We start from the raw sequence: 3,578 nt of genomic DNA, 5'->3' as shown, positions 1-3,578 counted from the left end.
GGTATGACGCTGCCGGGCGCATCACCGTGCTGACCAACGAGAACGGCAGCCAGTCCACGTTCCGGTATGACCCGGTGGACAGGCTGACTGAACAGCGCGGTTTTGACGGCCGGACGCAACGTTACCAGTATGACCTGACCGGAAAACTCACGCAGAGTGAAGATGAGGGGCTTATCACCCTCTGGCATTACGATGCGTCGGACCGTATCACCCGGCGCACGGTGAACGGTGAACCGGCGGAGCAGTGGCAGTATGACGACCACGGCTGGCTGACAGAAATCAGCCACCTGAGTGAAGGCCACCGTGTGGCGGTCCACTACGGCTATGACGATAAAGGCCGTCTGACGGGCGAACGGCAGACTGACGGAGAAGACGGACCGCATCCCGACGGGTGTGATACGGACGGACGACGAGCGGACCCACCACTACCACTACGACAGCCAGCACCGCCTGGTGTTCCACACGCGGATACAGCATGGCGAGCCACTGGTCGAGAGCCGCTACCTCTACGACCCGCTGGGACGGCGAATGGCGAAACGGGTATGGCGGCGGGAGCGTGACCTGACGGGGTGGATGTCGCTGTCGCGTAAACCGGAGGAGACATGGTACGGCTGGGACGGCGACAGGCTGACGACGGTACAGACCGACACCACGCGTATCCAGACGGTATACCAGCCGGGGAGCTTCGCGCCGCTCATCCGCATCGAAACAGACAACGGTGAACGGGAGAAAGCGCAGTGCCGCAGCCTGGCGGAGAAGATACAGCAGGAAGGGAGCGAGGACGGGCACGGCGTGGTATTTCCGGCTGAACTGGTGGGGCTGCTGGACAGGCTGGAGGGGGAAATCCGGGCAAACTGCGTGAGCAGTGAAAGCCGCCAGTGGCTTGCGCAGTGCGGGCTGACGGTGGAGCGGCTGGCGGCACAGATAGAGCCGGTTTATTTGCCTGAGCGAAAAATACATCTTTATCACTGTGACCACCGGGGCCTGCCGCTGGCGCTTATCAGTGAAGACGGCAATACGGCGTGGAGCGCGGAATATGATGAATGGGGCAACCAGCTTAATGAGGAGAACCCGCATCACCTGCACCAGCCGTACCGGCTGCCGGGGCAGCAGTATGATAAGGAGTCGGGGCTGTACTATAACCGTCACCGGTACTACGATCCGTTGCAGGGGCGGTATATCACCCCGGACCCGATTGGGTTGAGAGGTGGATGGAATATGTATCAGTATCCGTTGAATCCCATACAAGTGATAGACCCAATGGGGTTAGATGCGATTGAGAATATGACATCAGGTGGACTAATTTATGCCGTATCTGGTGTACCTGGATTGATTGCTGCAAACAGCATTACTAACAGTGCTTACCAGTTCGGTTATGATATGGATGCTATTGTTGGCGGAGCTCATAATGGGGCCGCCGATGCAATGAGACATTGTTACTTGATGTGTCGAATGACTAAGACATTTGGATCAACAATAGCTGACGTGATAGGTAAAAATCATGAGGCGGCAGGGAATAGACAAGGTCAGCCAGCTAAAGAAAGAATCATGGATCTTAAAAATAACACTGTCGGTATTGCTTGTGGCGATTTTTCTGCCAAATGTAGCGATGCATGTATTGAAAAATATAACACTGGGCAACTCTTCGGGTTAGATGGTATAAAAGCAGATAATCCAATAAAAGCAAAGCAAGGGAGTTCAGATGCTTCAAATTATTAGAGGCAAACTTGTCATTTTTTTAATTACCCTTTGTTTATTTGTTGTTTACCTTGGGTTTGATAACAATTCAAATTCTGACATCGTATTTTATGGACATAAAACACCAAAGAGCGTTGAGATATATCTTTCTGAAAAAAATATTATTTATAAAATAATTAATGACCAAAAAATTAGTAGAGAGAATGGTCATTTTATAAGTATAATGGTTAATAATTACAGGACGCACTGTGGAGTGGTTGATATAAATCTTAATTTTTTCAATGATATTCTTTATAGCGTGCGATTAAAAAACATTAGTAAACTGGAGAATATGGAGTTCTGCGCTAAAAAACAACGGGTGTATTTTAGTGATAAAAACAAGAAGGCTAGTTATAAAATAATTAATTATGGAGACTATTACGATGTTGATTATTATGATAACAATTTGAAAAATGAAGTTTTTGACTGGATTGGTAAATGGTCATAATGAACAACACCAGAAAGAGAAAAATATAAAATACATACAGAAAGACATGAGAGCAAGGGACGGGGCAGGGCAAGATCATGAAAATTGTGATGTAAATCACGATTTTCATCTTGGCTTTAACGCCTACAGGTGATCAAAATTTAACCTTTGGAATAACTAAAAAGATAAAAAAGGACCCAGGTGAGTATTCAAAGTTTGCTTGATTATATTTCAGTGATCCCTGATATACGACAACAAGGAAAGGTTAAACATAAATTATCTGCTATTTTGTTTCTCACCGTATGTGCAGTAATTGCAGGTGCCGATGAGTGGCAGGAAATTGAAGATTTTGGACATGAAAGACTTGAATGGCTAAAGAAATATGGTGATTTTGATAATGGCATTCCGGTCGATGACACCATTGCACGCGTTGTGAGTAACATTGACAGTTTGGCCTTTGAAAAGATGTTTATTGAATGGATGCAGGAGTGCCATGAAATCACTGATGGTGAAATTATAGCAATAGATGGAAAGACCATAAGAGGCTCCTTTGATAAGGGAAAAAGAAAAGGAGCAATCCATATGGTGAGTGCATTCTCGAACGAAAATGGTGTTGTACTGGGGCAGGTGAAAACGGAAGCCAAAAGTAATGAGATTACAGCCATTCCAGAGTTGCTTAACCTACTGTATTTAAAGAAAAATTTGATAACCATTGATGCTATGGGCTGTCAGAAAGATATCGCTTCGAAGATCAAAGATAAAAAAGCAGATTATCTTCTGGCAGTAAAAGGCAATCAGGGGAAATTACATCATGCATTCGAGGAAAAATTTCCTGTAAATGTGTTTTCTAATTATAAAGGCGATTCGTTTAGTACGCAGGAGATAAGTCATGGAAGAAAAGAAACACGTTTGCATATTGTCAGTAACGTAACGCCTGAACTTTTGTGATTTTGAATTCGAATGGAAGGGATTAAAAAAGCTTTGTGTAGCATTGTCATTCAGGCAGAAGAAAGAAGATAAATCAGCAGAAGGTGTAAGCATCCGATATTATATTTCATCAAAGGATATGGATGCTAAAGAATTTGCACATGCTATCAGAGCGCACTGGCTGATCGAGCACAGTCTTCATTGGGTGTTAGATGTAAAAATGAATGAAGATGCCAGCCGGATAAGAAGAGGAAACGCAGCCTAAATAATATCTGGAATAAAGAAGATGGCACTGAATTTATTAAGAGATTGCAAAGACATTAAGGGTGAAGAGGAAAAGAAAGAAGGCTGCGTTAAACACAGGGAAAGATCATCAGAAGTTCACTTTTTGTACTAAATAATTCGCATTTTATGTTTAAAAATTGAGATATTCCTCATTACCTGAAGCTGTTTTTTATTGCTTATACATGATCAAATACTCCTTACA

The 3,578-nt window shown here is 44.6% G+C and carries 2 protein-coding genes and 2 pseudogenes; 3 read left to right on the top strand and 1 reads right to left on the bottom strand.

Going from position 1 to position 3,578, the window contains the following annotated elements; translation table 11 throughout:
* Window positions 1–1,719: pseudogene (locus tag ACJHXA_RS23595) on the top strand (RHS repeat-associated core domain-containing protein); the annotation flags it as partial.
* Window positions 1,703–2,185, top strand: a complete 483-nt coding sequence (ydcD, locus tag ACJHXA_RS23590; RefSeq protein ID WP_097476228.1) for a protein YdcD — start codon at window positions 1,703–1,705, stop codon at window positions 2,183–2,185. The pseudogene ACJHXA_RS23595 and the gene ydcD, both read left to right, overlap by 17 nt.
* Here ydcD and ACJHXA_RS23585 read toward each other — a convergent pair.
* The gene (locus ACJHXA_RS23585) at window positions 2,100–2,285 is read right to left on the bottom strand and encodes a hypothetical protein (RefSeq protein ID WP_122985282.1); all 186 of its coding nucleotides are present in this window, start codon (window positions 2,283–2,285) and stop codon (window positions 2,100–2,102) included. The two genes, ydcD and ACJHXA_RS23585, sit on opposite strands and share 86 nt — an antisense overlap.
* 80 nt (window positions 2,286–2,365) lie before the next feature.
* Between ACJHXA_RS23585 and ACJHXA_RS23580 the strand changes: the two are divergent.
* A pseudogene (locus ACJHXA_RS23580) lies at window positions 2,366–3,492 on the top strand (ISAs1 family transposase).
* Window positions 3,493–3,578: the final 86 nt, after the last annotated feature.

Origin of the sequence: Escherichia sp. WS33 (genome assembly GCF_046486385.1) — a bacterium.
In the GTDB taxonomy this organism is placed as follows: Bacteria; Pseudomonadota; Gammaproteobacteria; order Enterobacterales; family Enterobacteriaceae; genus ECMA0423.
Note: the sequence above shows the minus strand (reverse complement) of the source record. Positions and strands in the feature narration are given on the sequence as shown.